The organism is Nannocystis pusilla (assembly GCF_026626665.1).
Classification (GTDB): domain Bacteria; phylum Myxococcota_A; class Polyangia; order Nannocystales; family Nannocystaceae; genus Nannocystis; species Nannocystis pusilla.
The window spans coordinates 7,513,839-7,532,667 of sequence record NZ_JAPNKE010000002.1; the positions used below are offsets into that span (position 1 = coordinate 7,513,839).

General features: G+C 68.6%; 16 protein-coding genes and 2 pseudogenes. 3 read left to right on the forward strand and 15 right to left on the reverse strand.

The annotated features are described in order from the left end of the window. Positions 1 to 17: 17 nt before the first annotated feature. The 3 genes from OV079_RS33020 to OV079_RS33030 form a co-directional block, all read right to left on the reverse strand. On the reverse strand, positions 18 to 3,899 hold the full coding sequence (locus OV079_RS33020; protein ID WP_267773190.1) for a tetratricopeptide repeat protein: 3,882 nt from the start codon (positions 3,897 to 3,899) through the stop codon (positions 18 to 20). A gap of 105 nt (positions 3,900 to 4,004) precedes the next feature. After that, complete coding sequence (locus OV079_RS33025) at positions 4,005 to 4,481, reverse strand: hypothetical protein (protein ID WP_267773192.1); 477 nt, start codon at positions 4,479 to 4,481, stop codon at positions 4,005 to 4,007. Next, positions 4,478 to 5,602, reverse strand: a complete 1,125-nt coding sequence (locus OV079_RS33030) for a tetratricopeptide repeat protein (protein WP_267773193.1) — start codon at positions 5,600 to 5,602, stop codon at positions 4,478 to 4,480. The genes OV079_RS33025 and OV079_RS33030 overlap by 4 nt, the downstream gene beginning before the upstream one ends. Before the next feature lie 934 nt (positions 5,603 to 6,536). On the opposite strand from OV079_RS33030, the gene OV079_RS33035 reads away from it, so the two are divergent. Then, positions 6,537 to 7,160 carry a hypothetical protein gene (locus OV079_RS33035; protein ID WP_267773194.1) on the forward strand — a complete coding sequence of 208 codons (624 nt, stop codon included), beginning with the start codon at positions 6,537 to 6,539 and terminating at the stop codon, positions 7,158 to 7,160. A gap of 64 nt (positions 7,161 to 7,224) precedes the next feature. On the opposite strand, the gene OV079_RS33040 is transcribed toward OV079_RS33035, so the two are convergent. From OV079_RS33040 to rpsP, 6 genes and pseudogenes are all read right to left on the reverse strand, one after another. Further along, on the reverse strand, positions 7,225 to 7,572 hold the full coding sequence (locus tag OV079_RS33040; protein ID WP_267773195.1) for a YraN family protein: 348 nt from the start codon (positions 7,570 to 7,572) through the stop codon (positions 7,225 to 7,227). 30 nt (positions 7,573 to 7,602) lie between these two features. Continuing rightward, complete coding sequence (gene rplS / locus OV079_RS33045; RefSeq protein WP_267773196.1) at positions 7,603 to 8,016, reverse strand: 50S ribosomal protein L19; 414 nt, start codon at positions 8,014 to 8,016, stop codon at positions 7,603 to 7,605. Between the two features lie 586 nt (positions 8,017 to 8,602). Further along, positions 8,603 to 9,361 (reverse strand): annotated as a pseudogene (trmD, locus tag OV079_RS58985) (tRNA (guanosine(37)-N1)-methyltransferase TrmD); the annotation flags it as partial. Further along, a complete protein-coding gene (gene rimM, locus OV079_RS33055; protein ID WP_267773197.1) occupies positions 9,358 to 9,783 on the reverse strand; it encodes a ribosome maturation factor RimM in 426 nt (141 codons plus the stop codon). The gene rimM and the pseudogene trmD, both read right to left, overlap by 4 nt. A gap of 177 nt (positions 9,784 to 9,960) precedes the next feature. After that, on the reverse strand, positions 9,961 to 10,218 hold the full coding sequence (locus OV079_RS33060) for a KH domain-containing protein (protein WP_096329709.1): 258 nt from the start codon (positions 10,216 to 10,218) through the stop codon (positions 9,961 to 9,963). Positions 10,219 to 10,336: 118 nt separating this feature from the next. Further along, positions 10,337 to 10,609 (reverse strand): annotated as a pseudogene (rpsP, locus tag OV079_RS33065) (30S ribosomal protein S16); the annotation flags it as partial. A 315-nt stretch (positions 10,610 to 10,924) separates the two neighbouring features. On the opposite strand from rpsP, the gene OV079_RS56415 reads away from it, so the two are divergent. Both OV079_RS56415 and rimO read left to right on the forward strand, forming a co-directional pair. After that, positions 10,925 to 12,634 (forward strand): multiheme c-type cytochrome, encoded by a 1,710-nt coding sequence (locus tag OV079_RS56415; protein WP_267773199.1) that lies wholly within the window; start codon positions 10,925 to 10,927, stop codon positions 12,632 to 12,634. Between the two features lie 72 nt (positions 12,635 to 12,706). Beyond that, positions 12,707 to 14,050: a 30S ribosomal protein S12 methylthiotransferase RimO gene (gene rimO, locus OV079_RS33075; RefSeq protein WP_267773201.1), complete on the forward strand. Its 1,344-nt coding sequence runs from the start codon at positions 12,707 to 12,709 to the stop codon at positions 14,048 to 14,050. Between the two features lie 56 nt (positions 14,051 to 14,106). Here rimO and OV079_RS33080 read toward each other — a convergent pair whose 3' ends face one another. From OV079_RS33080 to OV079_RS33105, 6 genes are all read right to left on the reverse strand, one after another. Next, positions 14,107 to 14,490 carry a hypothetical protein gene (locus OV079_RS33080; RefSeq protein WP_267773202.1) on the reverse strand — a complete coding sequence of 128 codons (384 nt, stop codon included), beginning with the start codon at positions 14,488 to 14,490 and terminating at the stop codon, positions 14,107 to 14,109. A gap of 61 nt (positions 14,491 to 14,551) precedes the next feature. Continuing rightward, on the reverse strand, positions 14,552 to 15,046 hold the full coding sequence (locus OV079_RS33085) for a class I SAM-dependent methyltransferase (protein WP_267773203.1): 495 nt from the start codon (positions 15,044 to 15,046) through the stop codon (positions 14,552 to 14,554). 20 nt (positions 15,047 to 15,066) lie between these two features. After that, positions 15,067 to 15,897, reverse strand: a complete 831-nt coding sequence (locus OV079_RS33090; protein ID WP_267773206.1) for a class I SAM-dependent methyltransferase — start codon at positions 15,895 to 15,897, stop codon at positions 15,067 to 15,069. Positions 15,898 to 15,964: 67 nt separating this feature from the next. Then, entirely contained in the window at positions 15,965 to 16,441 is a 477-nt protein-coding gene (locus OV079_RS56420) for a J domain-containing protein (RefSeq protein WP_267773207.1), read from the reverse strand. A gap of 64 nt (positions 16,442 to 16,505) precedes the next feature. Then, positions 16,506 to 16,979, reverse strand: a complete 474-nt coding sequence (locus OV079_RS33100; protein WP_267773208.1) for a hypothetical protein — start codon at positions 16,977 to 16,979, stop codon at positions 16,506 to 16,508. Positions 16,980 to 17,166: 187 nt separating this feature from the next. Then, entirely contained in the window at positions 17,167 to 18,735 is a 1,569-nt protein-coding gene (locus tag OV079_RS33105; protein WP_267773209.1) for an Rne/Rng family ribonuclease, read from the reverse strand. Between the last annotated feature and the right edge of the window lie 94 nt (positions 18,736 to 18,829).

Sequence of the window (18,829 nt, forward strand, 5' to 3'; positions counted from 1 at the left end):
GCTGGCTCCGGCCGGCCTCACTCGCTGTCCTCGTCGCCGTCGTCGGTCTTCTCCGCGGGCTTCTCCGCGGGCTTCTCCGCCGCGGCGCCGACGCTCGGCTTGCGCTTCTCACCCTCGAGGTCGAGCTGCACGTCGACGCGGTCGGGACGGCTCGCCGTGTACTGCGAGACGCCGAAGAGCTCCTCGGTCGCCGGGTACTTGTCCGGCTCGCGCTGCTGGAGCTCCTCCTCGCACAGACGAGAGAACTCGTTGAAGAACTGGAAGGTCGTCGACCGCTCGAGGCAGAACGAGAACTTCTTGACCGCGTCCTCCTGGATCGGCTGGGCGCGATCGCCGAGCTCGTCGCAGAAGGCGTAGGCCTGATCCTCGGTCTTGAACTCCTTCGGCACCTCGGCGCGGTAGAGCTGGTCGGCGTAGTTCTGCGAGACCATGGCCGAGCGGGCGGCGGCGGCGAGCATCCAGTACGGGCTCTGCTTGGCATTCACGATGCCGTCGTACTGCTGCTGCAGCGCCTGACCCTGCTTGGTCTTCTTCTCGTAGAACTCGAGGAAGCGCTTGGTCGAGTCTTCCTTCTTCGCTACCTGCTCCTTGTACTCCTTCTCCCACTTCGGCAGGCCGGCGTCCTTCTTCCACTCTTCGACGAAGAAGCTCAGGCCGCCCGGCATCTCGATCTTGAGATACTCCTCGTAGCCGCGGTCGGCCTTGTACACGCCGGCCATGGCGACGGCGTTGGCGAAGTCCTCGCGCCGGTCGCGGTCGTCCTCGGGCACGTTGATCTTGCTCTTCGCCAGCTTGAGGACGCTGTCGAAGTACTTCTGGGCCTCGTCCGCCTTCTTCTTGTTGCGGGAGTGGACCGTGATGATGCCGGAGGTGGCCGAGCCGCAGTACTCCGGGATCTCCTGCTTCTTGGTCGACGAAGCGGCGGCGCCCTTCTTCTCGGCGCCCTTCTTGACCTTCTTCTTCAGCGCCTCGGCGGCGGCGCGGGCCTTGTCACCGGCCTGCGCCTTCTTGCGCTTGATGGTGATGCACGAGTCGTAGAGCAGGCCCTCCGCGCACGACTGGCGCCACAAGATCTGGCCGATGGAGGCCTCGGCGACGATGCGACGGTCGAGGCCGCCGTTCTTGCCGTAGATCTTGAGGTACTCCTCGGCGTGCTTGAGCTTCTCTTCCTCGGTCTTGAGGATGTCGTGCTTCGACCAGAAGATCTTGGCGGCGAGCTCGGGATTGTCCTTGCGGTAGAGACCCTCGTACTTCGACAGGTCGGCGCTGGCCTGCTCGTCCTGGCCGAGGCCGAGGCGGAACAGGTAGGCGTTGCGCAGGTAGTCGGGCGACTGCTTGTCCTTGATGTACTTCTCCGCGTACAGCTCCATGTGCTGCGCGGCCTTGTCGTACATCGCGATGGCCTGGTAGTTGCCGGCCAGGTTCGACAGCGTCTTCTGGTAGTGCTCGCTGTTCGGGAACTTCTCGAGCAGGATCTTGCGGAAGCGGACCGACTGACCGAGCAGGAAGGCCGCCTCGTAGCACTCGGCCGCGTTCCAGATCAGCGTCGAGGCCTTCTCGTGGGCGTCGCCGTACTCGTTGTAGATGCCGACGAACTGCTCGGCGCACTTGCGGTAGCCGTCCGGGTCACCCTTCCGGCCCGCCTCGAGGTAGGTCATGCCCTTCTTCCAGCCGATGCCGGCCAGCAGCCGCGGGATCGCCTCCTTGAGCTCGTCGGCCTCCGGATGCGTGTAGACCTTCATCTTCTGCATCTTCTTCGACCACGTCTCGAGGTCGTCGGATGCCTTGATCGCCTCCTCGGGCGTCAGATTCTTGTCGATCCAGCGGATCGTCAGAATGTCGAGGAGCATCTCGGAGCACCACGCGGCGTAGATGGAGCCGTCGAACTTGACGACCATCTCTTCCAGGAGCGGGCGCGCCTCCTGGAACTTGTTGTGCATCATCATGAGCTTCGCCCGGTGGTAGACGATCTTGGGCAGCTCGGGGTCCTTCGGGTCTTTGACGTACTTCTGGTAGATGTCGTACGCCTCGATCATCTTCTTCTCGTCCTCGGAGTACTCGGACTCCGGGTACGACTGACTCTGATCGACCTTGGTGTTCTCGTCGGCCTTGGTCTTCTTCTTCTTCTCTTTTTCCTTGTAGACGCAAAGACCTTCGGCGTTCGTCTTGCAGGACTTGGCCTGACCGCCCGTCTCGTCGTACTCGAGGGCGTTCTTCATCGCCAGCATCTGCGCGTAGGCGGCGTCCTGGGTGAACTTGCCCTCGGGGTTGATCTCGAGGACCTTCACGAACTCGTCGTGCGCGCGGCGGAACTTGGTGAGGCCGTCCGGCTTGGTCTTCTTGTCACCGATGAGCGAGCTGGCGCGGGCCCACAGGAGCTCCGCGTAGTACATCTGGATCTCGTACGAGTCCTTGTCCTTCGGGAAGGTCTTGAGGAAGCCCTCGTAGGCCTTCTCCGCGAGCGTGTACGTGGCCTCGTTCTTGGTCTTCTCGGCCTCGTCGTGCCACACGGTGGCCATCTGCTTCATCGTGTCGAGCGTCTCGTCTCGGCACTTGCGCTTGACGGCCTCCTTCTGCGAGCCGTTCTTGAACTTGTCCCAGTACTCGCCCAGGCGCGCCGTCTCGGTCCACTGGACCTCCTTGTTGTCGGTCGCCAGCGCGTTGATGACGACGCGGCCCTGCCACTCACAGGTCTGCGGATCGTCCGGGAACAGCTCCTGCAGCTTGTGGTAGGTGTACGTCGACTCGGTGTACATGCCCTGCCCGAAGTACTGGACTGCGAGCAGCTCCATCATCTTGCGGGACATGTTCTCGTCTTCCTTCGGGCCGTCGCCGACCTTCTGGAAGAACTCCCACGCCTTGGACGGCTTGCCGGCCATGACGAAGGCGCGGACGAGGTCGCGACGGGCGTCGCGGCGCAGCTGCCTGGCGTTGGCCTCGCTGCCGGCGCGGCCCTCGAGGGTCGCGGTGATCGTCTTGACGAAGAAGTCGAGGCTGAGGTCGTAGCGCGGGTCCGCGGTGCCGACCGGGTTCAGGTGGCACCACGCCATCTTGTAGAGGGCGTAGGCGTAGACCGGGCTGTCCTTGAAGGTGATGACCTTCTCGTACAGCTGGAGGGCGTCGCCGATCTTGCTCTGGCCGAAGTAGTAGTCGGCGAAGCTGAGGTACGCGTTGGGGATGTACTGGCTGTTCGGGTAGTCCTGGATCAGCCGGATGTACGCGTCCTTCATCTCCTGCTCGCGCTTGAGCTGGCCGAGCTCGAACGCGTAGAAGTACAGGGCCTCGTCGAGGCGCTTGTACTTGCTGAGGCTGGGGTCCGTGACGAGGGCCTTGTACAGCTTGACCGCCTGCTCGCTGGCAGCCTTGGACTGCGCTTCGAACTTGGCCTGCTTGGCCTTGAGCTGGTCCGCCTTGCCCTTCTGCTTGGCCTCCTCCGCCTGGAAGATCGGGTCGTAGAGGGCGCCGGACTGGGTCTCGAAGTACGCCTTCTTCTCGAGGAAGTGGTCCGAGAGGCGGTACAGCAGGTCCGGGTAGTCCGGGTGAGACTTGTCGGTCGCGTTGAGGAGGCGCTTGAGCTGCTCGATCTGCGTGTCGGCGATCTCCTGGGCGACCGCGGCGCGCTTCTTGGCGAACTCCGCACCCTCCATCATGTCGACGCGGCGCTTGGTCTCCTTCTCCTGCCGCTCTTTCTCTTCCTTGAACTTCGTGTCGAGCGTGTCCTTGGTGCGGACCTTGCCCGACTTGCGGTTGTACTTGACGGCACTGTTCGCCTCGGCGCCGCCCTCCGCCGGGGCCTGCGCGCTGGCAGGAGCCGCGGCGGCGAAGACGACCACCGCGAGACCGACGCCGCTCAGGATGTTCAGCTTGCGAAACTTGCGGGGATGGCTGTGTGGCTTCATGGACCTCTCACCTCAGATGGGCGGGTCCACGGGACCCGGCCTTGTTGCTGGCTCTTGTCAAACGCCGGCGAGGTCGCGCGCATGACCTCGCCGGCGCCGCCGCGGCTACTCCTCCTTGCAGCGGCTAGTAACCTTGTAGTTGTAGTAACCGAGCTCGTCCTTCCAGTACTCGCCGTTGTAGTTGTAGATCTCGTGCTCCGCGTCGACCTTCGGTCGAACGGGACGGCGCTCGGTCGCCGCGCCGGAGTCACCGGCCTTGATGCGGTTCAAGATCTCGTACTCGATCTTGATCGCCTCGCGCTCGAGGTCGTTGATCTGCTGGATCTGCTGCATCAACCGGTTGCGCGCGAGGGCGCCGGTCGACTCCTTGCCCAGCGAGAGCAAGCCGTCGAGCGTCTCCGTGATCTGCTCGGCGAGCGGGCTGCCCTTGAAGTCCGACTTGGCGTCCTCGAGCTGACCCTGCTCGCGCACGATCTCGTTGACGAACGCGTAGTTCTTCTCGAGCGTCTTGTCCTGCAGCGACTTCTGGGCGACCTCCTCGACGAACGGGTCGAGCTTCGACTCGCTGTTGCGGATCTTCACGCTGAGGTCGAACAGCGCGAAGTCCTCGGGCGCCTTGGCGAGCAGGTCCTTGAGGTCGTCGCGGGTCTTCGGGTACTTGCGGTTGAACTCCTCGATCGACAGCTTCGCGGGCTGGTAGCGGCAGTTGAAGTAGTACGTGACCGCCTTGAGGATGATCGACTCGGGGTACAGGTAGTCGTAGAAGAACGGCGCGTTGAGCGTGTGGATGTACCCGAGCGTGCGCTGGTAGTGGATGTTCGCCTGCTCCGGCTCGACCTCGACCAGGCGGAACTCCGTCCACGACGACGCGAGGATCGAGTCGAGCCAGTAGGGCGACTCGAGCGGAATTTGTCGTAGTACTTCAGCGCCGTGTCGTACTTGCCGACCTGGTAGAAGATGTAGCCGAGAGCGAGGTTGGCCCGCTCCTCGTAGCGCTGCATCTCCTCCTCGAAGCTCAGCTCCTCGACCTCGCCGGCGAGCTGCTTCTTCTTGTTCTTCTTGGCGAGCTTGGCCTTGGCCTTGGCTTCCTTCTTGCGCTTCTTCTTGTCCTTGGCCCACAGCTCCTTGAGGGAGATGTTCTTGCGGAGGACGTTCTTGAACGCCTCGACCGCCTGCGGCCCGTGGAACTCGCGCGTCTCGGCGACGCCGAGGAAGAACTGCGCCGGGATGTAGTAGTCGCTGTTGTCCGGCACCTGGCCGAGCAGCGCGATCGCCTGCCCGAGGTCGCCCTTCTGGTAGTTGAAGCGGCCGAGCAGGTAGTACAGCTCGTCGCGCACCTCGTCGAAGGCCGAGTCCTCGAGCTCGGTCGCCTTGTACGTACCGACCTTCTCGAGCACGCCTGCACCTTCGGGCAGCTCGCGGCTCAGCGACGCGAGCCACGGCAGCGTGAGCTTGTGGTACGGGTGGCTCGGGCCCGCCGTCACGATCTCGCTGAAGACGGCCAGCGAGACGGCGTAGTACTGCAGCTTGTACAGCGACTTGCCCAGCCAGAACTGGGCGCGCGACTTGTCGCCCGGGGTCTTGCCGCTGGCGACCGCGTGGAAGATGACCGCAGCGCCCTGGTAATCCTCGGCCTTGTACTTGTCCTCGGCTTCGGCCAGCACGCCCGTGGCCGCGCCGTCAGGGTTGCTGGGTGCAGCCACCGGGCCGCCCGACGGCGGCGGGACGGCCGGGCCACCGGACGGCGGCGGAACGGCCGGGCCGCCCTTGGCCGGAGGCGGGGGCGGGGACCGGCCACAGCCGGCGCCGCGTACAGGGCCCACGTGGCGCAAAGACTGAGAAGAGTGGTGGACGTCAGTTGGCGGAGCGATTTCATGCGGTCGATGCGTCCTCAGCGTGCGGAGTTTCGGCGATCCGAGAGCAGACCCTCAATCACAAAGTTGCAGGCCAGGGTAGGTGGACCTGCGCGGCGCACTGCGGGCCTTCATAGGGGTTTTCGGACGATACCAGCGGCGCGCTCACAGCCGCAAGAGCCAGCCGCGACGGGTTTGGGAGGGACAAGCGCACGGAAAGGAAGAAGCCGAGGGCCGCGGAGGTTTTCGCGCAGCGACCCGACAGCGGCCCTGACCCGGGCTACACACCCCGGCGCCGGGGAACCGCTCGCCGACCTGCAACGGGGCCCAGCTTCCGCCGATCTGCGGAGGTTCCGTTCGACTTGCGAGAATTCCGGCCTGGGCTTCGAGCTGTTTCGTGATTTTTTACACGGCCTCGCGCTTCAAACGACGCATGGGCGAGATGGACGGGCCAGGTGGAGATCGCCCACCTGCAGATCCCGGATTTCGCCGCCGAGCAGCGTTCGCCGCCCGCGAGCCACCGGGGTGCCGGGACCACCGGCAGTCGCGGCCCAAAGGCCCGTGCGCGCCGTTTCCCGCGCGAACGGCCAGCGCGCTCGGGGCGACGCCGACGCGGACCGTGGGGCGCGGGCGGACGAGATCGGTCGCGCCTGGCCGGGATTGTCACGCCAGAGCGCCGCCCAGGTCGGCGCGTAGGGCTTCTACGCCGTTTCGCGGCGCTTGACCCTATGGTCCGGCAGTGTACGATGGGAAACCTGTTCGGCCGCCAAGACTGAGACGCCACATGCAAGTCACTCGCACGCCTGCTCTCTTGCGCACCGTCGCCAACGCGTTGGGCGCCCTGCTCCTCGTGCCGCTCCTCGCCGCCTGTCCGAAGGGCGATGTCGGCGCGCCCTGCAATCATGGCGACGTCGACCCGCCGGCCGACAAGGTCGTGACCTTCCCGGCCCTGAGCTGCAACGACCTCCTCTGCGTCTACGCCGACGAAAAGGACCCGCCGACCGCGCCCTGCACCACCAACGAGATGTGCAACGCGGCCAACGACGACGGCAAGGCCCGCTTCCAGTGCGTCGAGTCGAAGTGCGTGCTCGCGTCGACGTACGTGCTCGAGCGCTCGATGTGCTCGAAGACCTGCTCGTCCGACACCGACTGCCAGGACGGCGGCATCGGCAAGCAAGTCCTCGCCCAGGAGTCCAACTGCGAGGCCGGCTTCAGCTGCGTGCAGATCCAGAAGCTCGGCGAGTTCTGCTGCCAGAAGCTGTGCGTGTGCAACGACGACCTCTCGCAGGGCACCGTCGACATGCTCGCCACCGAGTGCGCTGCGCTTCCGACCGACCAGAACGGCAAGCCGATCTGCGAGGACGAGATGACGCCCGCGCCGCCGCCGGCCGACACCACCGGCGCCTAGCCTCACGGCGTACGGTCGGCTTCGAAGGCCCCGGGGATCCAGGTGATCCGCGGGGCCTTCGCGCTTAGTCGTCCGAAGAGTCGTCGCTCGCAGCGATCAGCACGCTGACGACGTCGAAGCGGACAGCCACCGTCTCCCACAGGTCGCGACCGACCAGCCAGGCAGCCGCGCCTCGGCGCAGTCGAGCCTGCTTGCGAGGGTCGACGGTCTCCTCCGGGAGTCCGGCGCGATCGTCCTCGCGGCTGCGGACCTCCACGACGACATATGTGTCGACGCGATCGTCCACGCCGGCTGGGATGAGCCCGACCAAGTCGAGCTCCACACCACCGGCGCGGACGTTGCGGTCGACGACGAGGAGGCCGCGCGCCTCGAGGAAGCGCGCGGCCCGATCCTCCGCCAGTTGGCCGCGCACCCGAGTGGAGGGTGGCGCGGGCATCGGGGCTCAGTCGCCCTGGGGCTCGCTCGACTCGCTGCCCGAGGTGAGCAGCTCGTTGGCGTAACCGCCGAGGCGGGCGCGAATGCGGGCAGCGTTGCCGCTGAGGTTGCGCAGGTAGTAGAGCTTGGCCTTGCGGACCTTGCCGCGGCTGACGAGCTCGACCTTCACGACGCGGGGCGAGTTGACCGCCCACACGCGCTCGACGCCGACACCGTGGGAGATCTTCCGGACGGTGAAGGAGCCGCGGCCGCCGCCACGCTTGCGGTGAATGCAGACGCCCTGGAAGACCTGGATGCGATCCTTGCCGCCTTCGGAGATCTTCGCGTGGACGCGGATGGTGTCGCCGGGACGGAACTCGGGAACATCGCTCCGCTTGTAGGAGGCCTCGATCGCTTCAATCAACGGGTTACTGTTGCTCATGGCGGAGCTCCGAAGGATTCGTGGAGCGGCGGGACTTGAGGTCAGCCAGTGCGATGGCGACAAGATGCGCTGCCGCTTCCACCGGCTGGGGGCCGGAAGAGTCTTTCATCGAGGGCGTTTCTGCAAGTCCCGAGGCGAGCGTCGACGCTGGCGAAAACGCCGCCTCGAGGCCCTTGGCGGGCTCAGAAGACGGCGCAGAGCGGCCCTGCGGCGGGTTCGCGGCCGATCGTGCGAGATCTCCCGCGGTCTCGCACGGCAGCACCAGCACCAGCGGCGCTGAGAGATCTCCCGCTCCCGAAGCCGCGAGCAGATCGAGCAGCGGCGCGGCTCCGCGGGCGAGCGGCAGGTCGTCGGCCGGACCGAGAGCGACCAGCCGCGGCGCGGCGCCGTGGCGACGGCGGAGCTCGCGGGCGAGATCTTTGAGGCTCCGGAACTGGGCTGCGCGGGGAACGCCGGCGGCCTCGGGCACGCGGTGGCCCGGCGCGACGACTCGCAGCTCGGCGCCGCCTTCACGGGCCGCTGCGGCGAGCGCTGCGATCAAGCCTGCCCTTTCGGACATGTCCTTCGCGTCCTGCCCGAAGTGGGCCACGAGGTACAGCGGCGCCTCGGCAGGCAGCGTCCGCTGCGGCCGCAGATCGGGGCGCAGGGCCCAGGTGCGGCGCCAGGCCTGCTCGCGGCGCCACCGGGCGACGTCCGCGTGATCGCCCGCGAGCAACACCTCGGGCACGCCGTGGCCGCGGAACTCGGGCGGGCGGGTGAAGTGCGGGTGCTCGAGCCAGGCGCCGTGGTCTTCGGAACCTGCCCCTGAAGACATGTCCTGAAGCGAGAAGCTGTCGCGCGCGGCCGACTCGGGGTTGCCGAGCACGCCCTCGCGCAGGCGGGCGACGGCCTCGATGATCGCCAGCGCCGCGACCTCGCCGCCGTTGAGGACGAAGTCGCCGAGCGACAGGCACTCGTCGACGAAGTGCTCGCGGACGCGGTCGTCGATGCCCTCGTAGCGGCCGCACAGGAGGCCGATCCGCGGGACCGCGGCGAGCCGCTCGGCGACCCGCTGGTCGAAGCGCGGGCCGGCCGGGGTCAGGAGGATCCGGTGCATCGGCCCGCGCAGCGCGGTGACGTGCTCGAGCGCCGCGACGACCGGCTCGATCTTCATCACCATGCCCGGGCCGCCGCCGTACGGTGAGTCGTCGACGGTGCGGTAGCGGTCGGTGGCGAACTCGCGGTAGTCGGTGCAGTGGATGCTGACGAGCTCGCGCGCCACGGCCTTGCCGACCAGGCCGCCGCGGAGGAAGCCGGCGACAGCGTCGGGGAACAGGGTGAAGACCTCGAAGGCCTGGCCGCTCACGGCGCCTCTCCGCCCTCCTCGAGGGCGTCGGGCAAAAGGCCGAGCGGCAGGTCGACGCGCAGGCGCTCGCCGTCGAGATCGGCGATGAATTGCGGCAGCACGGGCAGCAGCCAGGTGTCGCGGCGACCGTCAGGGCGAGTCCACTCGACCTCGAGCAGATCTTGCACGCCGTTGCTGGTCACGCCGGCGACGCGGCCGAGCGCCTGAGTGCGACCGTCGGCGAGCTCGCGCTCGACGGGGAGGCCGATCGCGTCGGTGAGGTAGAACTCATCCTCCGCCAGCGCCGGGAGATCGGCGCGGGCGACCCATACCTCACAGCCGCGCAGCCGCTCGGCGTGGTCGCGGTCGTCGACGCCGGACAGCTGCACGCGTACGGACGGCTTGCCGGGGACGGGCTCGACGGCGAGGATCCGAAAGGACATGTCCGATCGGGCATGTCCTTCCGGGCTGGTCGGCGGCCGGAGCTCGACCCGCAGGCCGCGCCTCAGCGCGCGCGAGTCGGGGTCGTAGAGGTGGAAGCGAGCGGCCGCGGACGCCGTGCGGCGCGGAGACCTCGGCGACGGCGATCGCGGCGGAGCGGCCAGACACGGCGGCTCCGGCTACTCGAGGATCTCGAGGTCGGCGCGCTTGCGGAGCTTGGCCGAGGCGGCGCTCAGGAGGGCGCGCATCGCCTTGACGGTGCGACCCTGCTTGCCGATGACCTTGCCGAGGTCGTCACGGGCGACGCGGAGCTCGAGCACCACGGTCTGCTCGCCGGCGATCTCGGCGACGTGGACCTCGTCGGGGCGATCGACGAGGGCACGCGCGAGGAACTCGACGAGGTCCTTGAGGGAGATGTTCGCGGACGCTGCGGGCATGGGTGCCTCCGGGGGGTGTAGCACCGTCGCGGCTCCTGCGGGCGCGACGGGGCGAGGCGCGAGGACGACGGACCAGAGGATAGAAGCGAGCCGAGCGGCTTACTTCTTCTCGGTCTTCTTGGTCTTCGGCTTGGCGGCCCGGGGCCTTGCCGGCGGCGATGTTGCGCGCGCGACGGAGGAGGCGCTCGACGGTGTCCGTGGGGGTCGCGCCCTGGCTCTCCCAGTACGCGACTCGCGGCGCGTTGAGGACGACCGACTCGGCGTGCGGGTCGTAGGTCCCGAGGCGCTCGAGGAAGCGACCGTCGCGCGGGCTGCGGGCGTCGGCGGCGACGATGCGGTAGTAGGGACGCTTCTTGGAGCCCATGCGGGCGAGCCTGATCTTGACGGCCATGACTGCGTGCTTTGCTGGAGCTTGTGCGCCGGAGGCGAAAGGGTGCGAAGCCTAAACGGCTCGCCGTGCGCGGGTCAAGTCGCTTGCGCGCCAAAGGTGAAGGCCCGGGGCGACGCTGTTGGCGGAGGCGTATACCTCGGCCCAGCGGGCAGGCAAAGCCGGTGCGGCAGGAGCGGGCGTGCGCAATGTCCCCTGCTGCCGAGCGGCGCCGCCGGCGGCGCGATCTAAGATCTCCGCCCCCGCGACCATGCCGATCTCCCTCTCCGCGCCGCCTTCGGGCCCCGCCCCCGCGCGCTCGCCGGGCTCACCGCGCTCGTGACTTCGGCCATCCTGGCCTGTGCGACCTGCGGACCCGCCGGCTCCGGACCGACCAAGACCGGCCCCGTGGAGCCGCCCGCCGCCCCGCCGCGGTTGACGCTCGACCTCGTGGCGTTCGCCAGGGTGATGGGGGCCGTGGCGCCGTGCGGCTGCACGACCGAGCCGCTGGGCGGGCTGCAGTACGTGTTCGGGTATCTCGGGCACGACATCGATCCGCAGCGGCGCCTGGTCGTCGAGCCAGGTGGACTCCTCATCCCCGACCCCAAGGGGCCCGAGGCGCCGCACGACGAGGCGGCGTGGGCGCAAGCGTATCAGCGGGCCGGCGCGCTCCAGGAGCGATTCGCCTCGCTGGGCGGCTCTCTGGTGTCCGGCGTCGGTGCCAATGATTTGTCCAGTCCGCTTGCGCAGGAGGCGCTCAAGCGCTGGCCGCTGCCGCGCGTGCTCGCCAACAGCCGGGCGTTCGACGCGCTCGGGGTGGTGCCGCACCGCGTGGTCGACATCCCCGGGGCCGACGGCAAGCCGGCGCTGCAGCTCGGCGTGACGGCGGTGCACGAGACGAGCCCGGAGGCGATCAAGTCGCTCGGGCCGCTCGAGCCGACCACCAGCGCCGCCAAGCGCGAGGTCGCGGCGATGCGCGCGGCCGGGGCCGACGTGGTGATCGTGCTGGTCCACGGGACGCGCGCGGCGGCCGTCGAGGTCGCAGAGGGCGTGCCGGGGGCGGACATCGTGGTGACGGGCATCCCCGAAGGCACCGAGAAGGCGCGGCTGGGCGCTCCGGCGACCCGCGTGGGCCACGGCTGGGTGCTGGAGCCGGGCGACCAGGCGCAGACGCTGACGCGCGTGCGGCTGTCGATCGACCCGTCGGCGCTCGCGGCGATGCCCGGGCCGGACGCGTGGAAGATCCAGCCGTCGGCCGCCGCGCAGGCCAAGGAGCTCGAGCGGCTCGACGCGCGGCTGGCCAAGTTCCGCGCCGATCCGGCCGCCGACGCCGGGTACATCGCGCGGCTCGAGCAGGAGCGCGCGGCGCTGGCGACGGCGATGGCCGGCGACGCGGCGCCCTCGGGCGCGGTGGCCGTCACGTTCGAGCAGCAGAAGATCACCTGCAAGCTGCCGGTCGACGCGGCCGGCGCCGAGGCGCTGCACAGCTACGACGCGTGGGTGGCGACGCAGAACCAGCAGCGGTTCGCGGGCGTGAAGCCGCCGCCGCCGGCGAAGGGCCAGGCGAGCTACATCGGCGGCGAGCAGTGCGGCGCGTGCCACGACAAGGCCGAGGAGCACTGGGCCTCGACGCGCCACGCGGGGGCCTACGACACGCTGGTGAAGGTGAACAAGCAGTTCGACCTGTCGTGCGTGGGCTGCCACGTGACCGGGTTCCGCCAGCCGGGTGGTTCGGAGGTGGTCGAGGTCGCTGGTCTCGAGGACGTGCAGTGCGAGGTCTGCCACGGGCCCGGCAGCATCCACGCGGAGACGCCGGAGAAGGCGGGCAAGGCGTTCGGCATCCGCCGCGAGGCCGCGGTCGACGTGTGCCTCGGCTGCCACACGGCGGAGCACTCGGACACGTTCAACTACGAGGCCTACCTGCGCGACGTGCTGGGCGCCGGTCACGGCGCGGGGCGGCGGGCGCTGCTCGGGGACGGGCCGACCGGGCGCGAGCTGCGGGCGGCGGGCCTGGAGAAGGCCGGCGGCGCCTGCCCGAAGCAGATGTGAGGCGACCGGGCGTGCGCAAGGTCTTGAGCGGCCGGCGTTGACCCCAACGGTCGCGCGTGCTCTCTTGCCCCGATGTCCGCGCCCGCGCCGAAGAAGGTCTACTTCGTCTCGCTTGGCTGTCCCAAGAACCAGGTCGATACGGAAGTCATGCTCGGCGTCGTGCGCGACCAGGGGCACACTCTCGTCGACTCGCCCGAGGACGCCGACACGCTGGTGGTCAACACCTGCGGCTTCATCGAAGAGGCCAAGAAGGAGTCGATCGAAACCATCCTCGAGCTGGCGCAGGTCAAGGCCCAGGGCGAGGCCAAGCGCCTGGTGGTCGCCGGCTGCCTGAGCCAGCGCTACCCGAAGGAGCTGGCCGACGAGATGCCCGAGGTCGACAACTTCCTCGGCTCGGCCGACCAGCTCGGCCTGGCGCAGGTGCTCGCCGAGCAGGCCCCGCGCATGGCCGTGAGCCCGCTGGGCCGGCGCGCTTATTTGTACGATCACACCACGCCGCGGCAGGTCACCGGGCGGCGGCACAGCGCGTACGTGAAGATCGCCGAGGGCTGCGACCGACCGTGCGCCTTCTGCATCATCCCCAAGCTGCGCGGGCCGCAGCGCAGCCGCACGATCGACAGCATCGTCCGCGAGGCCGAGCAGCTGGCCGAACAGGGCACCCGCGAGATCTGCCTGGTCGCCCAGGACCTCACCACCTACGGCACCGACCTCGAAGACCCGCGCAACATCGAGCAGCTGCTCAGCGGGCTGTGCGGCGTCAAGGATCTGCGGTGGATCCGCCTGCACTACGCGTTCCCCACCACGGTGCGCGACGAGCTGCTGACGATGATCGCCGGCGAGCCGAAGATCGCCACCTACCTCGACGTGCCGCTGCAGCACGTCGACACCGACGTGCTCAAGAAGATGCGCCGCGGCTACACCGAGAAGGTCGTGCGCAACCTGGTCGAGAAGCTGCGGGCGCAGTCGCCCTACATCTGGCTGCGCACGACCATGCTGGTCGGCCACCCCGGCGAGACGGAGGCCGCGTTCCAGCGGCTCTACCAGTTCGTCGAGGAGGGGACGATCGATCACCTCGGCGTGTTCCCGTGGTCGCGCGAGGACGGGACGCCGTCGGCGCTGCTGCCGACCCGCGTGTCGCCCGAGCTGGCCGAGGAGCGCCGCCTGGCGCTGATGGAGCTGCAAGAGGAGATCCGTCAGGAGCGCCACGAGGAGATGATCGACGAGGTCATCGAGGTGATGATCGACGGCGAGTCCGACGAGAGCGAGTTCCTCCTGGAGGGCCGCCACGAGGGGCAGGCGCCGGGGATCGACGGCAAGGTCGTGCTCACCGACGGGACCGCCAAGCCGGGTGATTTCGTGCAAGCGCGCATCACCCAGGCCGACGCGAACGACCTGGTGGCGACGCTGGCGCTGTGACGCGCGGGCAGTGATGCGCCGCGCGGCGCATCACTGCCTTCTCAAGATTCGTCCGCTCACTTGAGCGCGACCACGTAGCCGAGCCAGGCTTCCTGGTTCTCGATCTCCGTGTGCTCGACGAACTCGCCGGTGCCGGTCAGGTACTCGTCGTCGTCCTCGTCGGCCTCGACGCGCTCGAAGTAGAACTTCACCTCGGAGAAGCCGGCCTCGCGCAGCAGCTCGCCGAGCTCCGGGAGGGTCCACAGGCGCCAGTCGTAGGTGAAGGCGCGGTACAGCTGCGAGCCGTCGCGGAACTTCCAGGTGATGTGGCAGAGCGTGTGGTGGTTGATCGGGTTGAACTTCTCCTGCTCCCACACGTACGTCAGGCCGCCGCGCAGCTCGCGTTCGTCGCTGAGCTCGACCACCGCCTCGGTGCCGCCGTAGACCTCGAGCGCGAACACGCCGTCGTCGACCAGGTTCTTGCGCGCGGCGGCGAAGTAGCCGCGCAGCTCCTCGCGGGTTTTAAATGCAGTAGCTGAAGTTCATCGCCACGATCAGGTCGACCGCGGGCAGGCTGGTGTCGCGGACGTCGGCCTGGGCCAGGGTCACGCGCTCGACCGCGTCGGGCGGCGCGGCGGCGAAGGTGTTGTTGCGGCCCCACTCGAGCGTCGGGCCGTCGAGGTCGACGCCGAGGGCCGTGCGGCGCGCGTCGGACTTGCACCACTCGGCGGAGAACAGCGCGGTGCCGCAGAAGTCCTCGCGCACGCTCAGGGGCACGCGGCCGCGGTGCTTCTGGAACTCGGCGTCGAAGAACTCGATGTCGACCGTGGGCGACTGGACCGAGCGCTGGTAGAGCGCGAACTTGTCGGCGCTCTCGGCCAGCGTCGGCCCCGGCTTGCGCCCCGGCTGCTTCGGCTTCTTCTTGGCCGCCGACTTCGCCTGCGTCTTCGCGGGCTTCTTCGGCGACGGCTTGCTGGGCGACTTCTTGGCGGGCGGCTTCGCGGTCTTTTTGGACATGTTCGTTCAGACAGGTTGCGTCAGCGCTCGGCGGCGAGGTAGGTCCACCAGATCTCCTGGTTCTCGACGTAGTCCGGCTCGTAGAACGCGCCGGTGCCCTCGCCCTCGGCGTTGGTCTTCTCCCAGTAGGCGTGGACCTTGGAGAAGCCGGCCTCGAGCAGCAGGTCGCGCAGCTCGGGGGCCATCCACAGGCGCCAGTCGTAGGTGAAGGCCTCGAGCAGCTTGGAGCCGTCGGGGAACAGGAAATGGATGTGGCACAGGAAGTCGTGGGTCAGGGCGTCGAAGCGGGCCTGCTCCCAGCGGTAGATGAAGTCGCCGTGGTCGTTGTCGGTCGAGCCCTCCATGATCGCCTCGGTGCCGCCGAGGAGGTCGAGGAAGAACAGGCCGTCCTTGGCGAGGCCGGCGTGGACGGCCCGGAAGTAGTCGAGCAGCTCCTCGCGGCGCTTGAAGCAGTAGTACGAGAAGTTGAGCGCGCAGGCGATGTCGACCTTGGGCTTCTTGACCTCGCGGACGTCGGCACAGACCAGCGAGACGCGGCTTGCGACGCCACGACCGGCGGGGACGATACGGTGCTCGAGGCCCCAGTTGATCGTCTCCTGCGACAGGTCGACGCCGAGCGCCGTGCGCTCCGCCCCGCTCTTGACCCACTCGGCGCACAGCACCGCGGTGCCGCAGAAATCTTCGCGCAGCGACACCGGGTCGTGGCCGCGCAGCTTTTTGTAGATGCGGTTGAAGAACTTGACGTCGTTGCCCGGGTCCTGGACCGCGCGCTCGTAGAGGGCGTGGACATCGGCCTGGGCGGCCATGGTCTTCTTCGCGGCGGACTTGCTCTTCGCGGTGCGTGCGGTCAACGGGTCCTCGAGACCGCCGCACGGTACCGCAAAAACCGCGCGGCGCTGCGCGGACTTTGGGCCGGCTTCAGCGCTGCTGCTCGAGCAGCGTGGTCAGGCCGTCGTAGGCGACCGTGATGTTGCGCGTGACCTCGGTCGCGACCTTGTACTTCTCCGGGTCCTTGGCGAAGCGGTCCGGGTGGTACTGCTTCAACAGACGCCGGTAGGACTTGCGGATCTCCTCGAGCGTGGCGCCGGGCTCGAGCTCGAGGGTCCGGTACCAGCGCAGGCGCTCGGCCTCGGAGCTGCGCTGGCGCGGCGGGTTGTTGCCGGCGGCGCGCTGGCTGGCCTCGAAGGCCCGCTCCCACATCTCCTCGGCGGCGTCGCGGACCTGGCGGGCGCGCTTGCCGGCCTTGGTGCCGACCGTGTCGCTCTCGACCTCCTCGTCGATGACGCGGCGGTCGTCCTCGCTGAGCCCCTCGAGCGGGTCGCCGCGGCGGAACGCCTGGGAGAAGTCGGTGATGTTGGCCCGCGCGAGGTCGAAGAAGCGGCGAGTGATGCTCACCCGCTCACGATAGTGAAAATCGCCTCGCTCGCAAGACGCGCGGCGCGCGCGCGGGCCGGCCGCGCTAGAAGTCCTCGTAATCGTCGTCTTTGGGCGGCGGCGGCGGAGCCTTGCGCGCGGCCGGGACCGGGGCGGAGGCGCCGAAGCGCGGCGGGGGCGGGAGCGACTGGTTGGAGTCATCGAGGCTGGCGCGGGACAGCGAGTCCTCGCGGCCGCGGCGGACAAGGCCGCTGCGAGCGGCCGCGGGGAGGCTGTCCTCCGACAGGACGGCGGAGGCGCTGAGGCTCGTGACCGACTCGCCGGCCATGTCGTCGCCCTCTTCGAGCTGGGCCAGCTCCTCGGCGGTGAGCTCGCGCGTGCGGAAGCCCGGCTCGGCGGTGCGTGAGGCCTCGCGAGTGCGGTGCCAGGCGATCGCGTCGATGACGCGCAGGGTCATCTCGGCGCTGAGGTTGTGGAACGCGACGCCCATGCCGCGCGGCTCGTCCTGCAGGTGGACGACGCGGCCGGTGCCGCTGATGACGACCGGGTCGTCGAGCAAGATCGTGAAGCGGAGGTCGATCGCGGCGCCGACCGGCAGGCGCGCGCGTGTTGATGAACACGCCCTGCTCGCTCAGGTTGCTGACGAAGGAGATGCTGCCGGGCTCGAGCTCGGCGAACTCGGCGTTCACCGTGTAGCGCTCGCTCCGGCGCCGTTCCATCGCTTTCGCCATGGTCGCTCCTCTCGCTCAGTCGGCCGGGTTGCTGCTGCTGTTGTTGCGGCCGCCGCCCTTGTTCTTGGTGCGGATCTCGAAGTGCTCGATGTGGAAGTCCTTGCGGCCCTGGATGTCGATGCCCTTCTGCAGCCGCTTGACCATGTTGTCGACCGCGGCGACCTCGGGGCCGTTCATCAGCTCGGCGACCGAGGGGGCGGCCTGGACGATGATGGTGTCGCCGACGAGGTGCGGCCCTTCGCGCCGGACCTCGCGCAAGATCTCGTAGCACATGGTGGACGGGCTCTTCGTGTAGCCTTTACCGTTACAGACCTCGCAGGGGGCCGTCAACAGCCGCAGCAGCGACTCCTTGGTCCGCTTGCGGCTCATCTCGACCAGGCCCATCTCCGAGATCTTGGTGATGTGCGCCTTGGCGCGGTCGCGGCGCAGGACCTCCTGCAGCTTGCGGTAGACCTTGCGCCGGTTCGACTCCTTGTCCATGTCGATGAAGTCGATGATGACGAGGCCGCCCAGGTTGCGCAGGCGCAGCTGGTCGGCCAGCTCCTCGGCCGCCTCGAGGTTGGTCTGCGTGATCGTCTCCTCGAGCGTCTTGCCCTTGGCCCCGACGAACTTGCCGGTGTTGACGTCGATCGCGGTCAGCGCCTCGCCCTGGTCGAACACGAGCGAGCCGCCGCTCTTGAGCTGGACCTTGCGCTCGAGCGCGCGGTTGATCTCGAGCTCGATGCCGTAGCCGTCGAAGATCGGCTCGCGCCCGGTGTACAGCTCGACGCGGTCGACCAGCTCGGGCATGAACGCGCCGATGAACCGCACCGCCTTGTCGTGGGCGATCCGGTCGTCGACGATGACCTTCTTGAACTCGGGCGTGAGGTTGTCGCGCACGACCCGGAGCATGAGGTTGAGGTCGCGGTAGAGCAGCGCCGGCGCGCGCTGGTGGCGCTCGTTGAACTGGATGTTCTCCCACAGGCGCAGGAGGTAATCCATGTCGGCGCGGACCTGGCTGTTGCTCGCCGACTCGGCGACGGTGCGGACGATGAAGCCCGAGCCCGGCGGGCGCATCTGGTCGATGAGGCGGCGCAGCCGCCGGCGCTCGCGGTCGCCGGCGATCCGGCGCGAGATCCCGATGTGGCTGACCGTCGGCATGAACACGACGTTGCGCCCGGGCAGCGAGATGTACGTGGTGATCCGCGCGCCCTTGCTCGAGATCGGATCTTTCACGACCTGGACGAGGATCTCCTGGCCGGGGCGCACGAGCTCGGTGATGTCGCCGTGGCGACCGGTGCGGCGCGGCGCGACCTCGTCGTCGTCGTCACCGCCGAGCGCGCGGAGGGCCGCCTCTTTCTCGCCCTGGCCTCCCGGAGCGGCGATGTCGCCGGCGTACAAGAACGCGGCCTTCTCCTCGCCGATGTCGACGAACGCGGCCTGCATGCCCGGCAGCACGCGCAGGACCTTGCCCTTGTACACGTTGCCGACCGTGCCGCGCTCGCGGTCGCGCTCGACGTAGTACTCGGAAAGGATCCCCTGTTCGATGAGAGCGACCCGCGTCTCGGGCCCATCGGCGTTGATGACAATGACGGAATCTGACACGGCGACCGGGCATTGGTAGCACAACCGGGGCGCCCGGTGACAACCGCGGACACGCGGGCCGAGCGCTCGCCGACCGCTGGCAAGTCGCCGCCCG